Origin of the sequence: Mesorhizobium abyssinicae (assembly GCF_049887195.1) — a bacterium.
GTDB lineage: Bacteria > Pseudomonadota > Alphaproteobacteria > Rhizobiales > Rhizobiaceae > Mesorhizobium > Mesorhizobium abyssinicae.
In genome coordinates, this window is record NZ_JARAKC010000063.1 from 1 (window position 1) to 3,764 (window position 3,764).

The window sequence follows — 3,764 nt, forward strand, 5'->3', positions numbered from 1 at the left end:
CGCATCGCCAGAAACGTCCTCCAGGCAGCCGATGCCGACAAAGTCCCCATCAGCCACCGCATCAAGAAATGCGCGTGGAACGACGACTATCTCATCCAGGCGCTAACCCATATGCGATAGCCCTGCCTCGTGGGGGAGATGCCCGGCAGGGCAGAGGGGGGCGCTGCACCGCCCAGCATCTCGGCTATTCAGCGCCGCTGCGATGACGAATGGTTTTGAATCCTAAGGATTCTGAGGGGCCGCGATCCTTCGCGCCCCCCTCTGGCCTGCCGGCCATCTCCCCCACAAGGGCCGCCGCGCCAAGCCTGCCAATATCCGCAACAATTCTCGCAAACGCCTCGCCGGCGCGCGGCACGCTGTTGCGGGCGCGCAGGAAACTGTGCACCAGCCGCGGCTCTTCCTGCCACCAGGCCGAGCCGCCGGCGGCGACGATGCGGTCGCGATAGGCCTCGCCGTCGGACGACAGCGGATCGCACTCGGCCGTGATGATGAAGGTCGGCGGCAGGCCGGTAAAATCGCTGTCGCGCAGCGGCGAGAGGGTCGGATCGTCCAGCGATTGACCCGGCGCGGACCGGATGCGGCGGTAGGACTCGATATCGCTGAGGCTGAGCAGCGGCGCCTCGGCATGCTCGATGTAGGAGCGGCCCGTCGCGCCGCCGAGTTCGGGGTAGATCAGCACTTGGCCGGCGGCGTGGCGCTGGCTGCGGCGCGTGGCGTGCGCGACAGCCGCGGCGAGATTACCGCCGGCGCTCTCGCCGCAGAGCACGATCGGGAGCGCGCTTGTCGCCGCCACCCATTCGAACACGGCGAGGCAATCCTCGAGGGCGGCGGGATGGAGATGCTCCGGCGCCAGGCGGTAGTCGGCCGAGATCACCTCGAAGCCGGTGGCGGCGCAGATCTCGGCGCAGATGTCGTTATGGCTGTCGAGATCGCCGAGCACGAAGCCGCCACCATGGTAGTAGACGACGATTGCCTGCGGCGCCTTGCCGGCCAATCGGTAGCGCCGGACCGCGATGTCCCGTCCGTCGGCGGCGACCACACTGTCGCTCGCCGTGACATCAGCCGGATAGGCGTGGTGGAAGGCCCGGCACATCGCGTTGTAGACCGCGCGTTGCTCCGCGATCGGGCGCGCCGCGATCCCGGGTGGGAACCATGCGTTGACCTGGTCGATATAGTCCCACAGCTCCGGGTCGAGCAGGGTGGCGTATTTCCCCCGCCTGGCCGGTTCGATCTGGTTCGTGCCCATCGGCTTGCCGTCAGAGCTCGTCGTAGAGCCGCGCCGCGTTCTCGTAGGTGAAGCGCAGCGGCACCGAGCCCTCGACCTGCCACGCATCGACCGTGTCGCCCGCCAGCAGCCGGCAGGCATCGAGCGTGCCGGTGACGGCGCCGCCATAGAGCCGGTTGGCGAGATTGAGGATGGCGGTCTGGTGCATGGCGGCGCTCGCGCTGCCGCAGGCATCCTTGACCAGCAGCACGCGGAAACCACGCGCCACCGCATCTTTCACCGTGGCGTCGATGCAGGCCTCGGTCCAGACGCCGGCAATCACCAGCCATTCGATGCCCGCCGTCTTCAGCCGGTCGGCGAAGGCGCCGTTGCCGAAGGCGCTGGCCTCGGTCTTGATCAGCATCGTCTCGCCCTCGGCCGGCGCCACTTCCGCGCAGACCGCCGTCAGCGGATCGTCCTTGTCGGAGAAGGCCGACTTGCCGCTGGCGTCCACCGGATGGAACGGCCGCGCCTCGGCAAGGTCGACGATGTAGGCGAAGTGGTAGAGCGGCACGAAATTGCGCCGCGCCGCCGCCTGCAGCCGCTGGACATTGGCGAGGATGTCGCCGAACCCGTCGACCAGATAGCGTTCGTCCTTGCGATGCTCCTCCTGGAGATCGATGAACACCGCGGCCACGGTGCCGCGCCGGATGGAAATGGGCGTTTTCATGCGGATGCTCGCGCTTCGTCATTCCAGGGCGAAGCAGCCGCGAAGCGGCGTCGCGAAGCCCCTGGAATCCATGCCGTTACCTCTAGCGAAAAATGCAGCGGAACAGAATTCTGCACCGTTGCAACGCTCTGACGTTGCGGCATGGATCCTAGGGTCTGCGCCGCGTCGCTGCGCTCCTTGCTTCGCCCTAGGATGACGACCTCACGGGTGCTGCGGCTAGTCTCGAAGGCTTGCAATATCATGCCGACATCAAACCTGCTGCTCCAGAAAATCGTCCTCATACGGAAACCGCGACAGCAACTCCGTCCCGGTCTCGGTGATCAGCATCTCGTCCTCGAGCTTGACGCCCTCGCGGCCGCCTTTCTCGCCGATATAGCTTTCGACGCTGACAACCATGCCGGGCACGATGATGCCGTCCCGGCCATAGGTCTCATAGTCCATCGAGTGCGCGATGAACGGCGTCTCGCCATGCATGCCGACACCGTGCATGACCGAAGTGTAGCGCTGGTCGACGAAGCGGTCCGGGATCTTCCAGGCCTTCTCGGCGATTTCGCGAAAAGCCATGCCGGGCTTCACGATGCCGATGTTGTGCTGAACCTGGTCGTGCGCCATGCGGTAGAGCGACTTCTGGTAGGCGGTCGGCTTGCCCGGCCCGCAGCGGAAGGTGCGCGAGAAATCGGAATAATAGCCGTAGCAGCCGATCGTGTCGGTATCGAGCGCGACCAGCTCGCCCGGCCGGATCTTGCGCCCGCTCGCCTCGCTGAACCACGGATTGGTGCGCTGGCCGGAGGTGAGCAGCCGCGTCTCGATGAACTCGCCGCCCTGGCGGATCACCTCGCCATACATGATGGCAAACAGCTCGTTTTCGGAGACGCCGGGCTTGATCGCCTCGCGTACTGCGGACACTGCGGCCTCGGCGCCGGCCATGGACGCCTGCAGGCATTTGACTTCCTCAGGTGTCTTCACCGCGCGCACGGCCAGGATCTCGCCCTGGCAATCGCGCACCTCGCAGCCGCGCTTTTCGAGCGCCAGCGCCTGCAGATGGCTGCAGCGGTCGAGCCCGAGCTTCATCGAGCCGCCGCCATGCTTCTTCAGCAGTTCGGTGACTTCGTCGGCGAACGGCCCGGCGGTCTCGTCGTCGCGGCCCGATACCGAGGACCAGACCAGCTTCGACGGCCGCGCCTCGTCGATCGTATCGAGCACCATCGAGACGTGGTAGCTCTGCGGATATTCGAACAGCACGACCGGCCCTTCGGTCGGGATGAAGAAATAGCGGGTCGAGTTGCGCAGGAAATAGCCGAACATGTTGCGCGAGCCGGTGGCGTAGCGCTGGTTGTAAGGGTCGAACAGGACGACCGCGCCATAGCCTGCCTCGCGCATCCAGCCGCGCAGCTTGGCGAGACGGCCCTTGCGCAGCGCATCCGCATCGATGAAGGACGGCTCGGTGTCGGAGAGCCACATGCCCCCCGCCGGATCGGCCGCCGCCGGATGGCGCATGCGATCCTTGAAGTCCACATCCTCGGTGCTGTCGGGGTCGAAAACGACGATGCTCATGGCGGTGCCTCCTGTTCTCGCGACCATAGCGGGGCCAAGGAGGATCGCTGTGCGGTATTCCGCAGATGTTGTGCTGAGTGCCGCAGGCGAATGAGCAACGCCGCGATCCTTCGCGCCCCCCTCTGTCCTGCCGGACATCTCCCCACGAGGGGCAGGGGAATCGCATATGGCTTTTTGGGACTTGAAGTTGGGCTGAGAAGGGATTCTGTGAGCAGGCAGTCTTAACGAGGGAGAGACTGCCATTTCGAGCCTTGAAAGCTATTTCGGCGCCGTGCC

3 protein-coding genes are annotated in these 3,764 nt (G+C 65.7%); all 3 read right to left on the reverse strand.

What is annotated here, in order from left to right; all coding sequences use genetic code 11:
- Positions 1-184 precede the first annotated feature (184 nt).
- The 3 genes from PU724_RS33500 to PU724_RS33510 all read right to left on the reverse strand — a co-directional run bounded on the left by PU724_RS33500 (position 185) and on the right by PU724_RS33510 (position 3,488).
- Positions 185-1,246 (reverse strand): alpha/beta hydrolase, encoded by a 1,062-nt coding sequence (locus tag PU724_RS33500; RefSeq protein ID WP_354426048.1) that lies wholly within the window; start codon positions 1,244-1,246, stop codon positions 185-187.
- A 10-nt stretch (positions 1,247-1,256) separates the two neighbouring features.
- A complete protein-coding gene (locus tag PU724_RS33505; protein ID WP_292173493.1) occupies positions 1,257-1,934 on the reverse strand; it encodes an isochorismatase family protein in 678 nt (225 codons plus the stop codon).
- Positions 1,935-2,183: 249 nt separating this feature from the next.
- Positions 2,184-3,488 carry a M24 family metallopeptidase gene (locus PU724_RS33510; protein ID WP_292173496.1) on the reverse strand — a complete coding sequence of 435 codons (1,305 nt, stop codon included), beginning with the start codon at positions 3,486-3,488 and terminating at the stop codon, positions 2,184-2,186.
- Positions 3,489-3,764 lie beyond the last annotated feature (276 nt).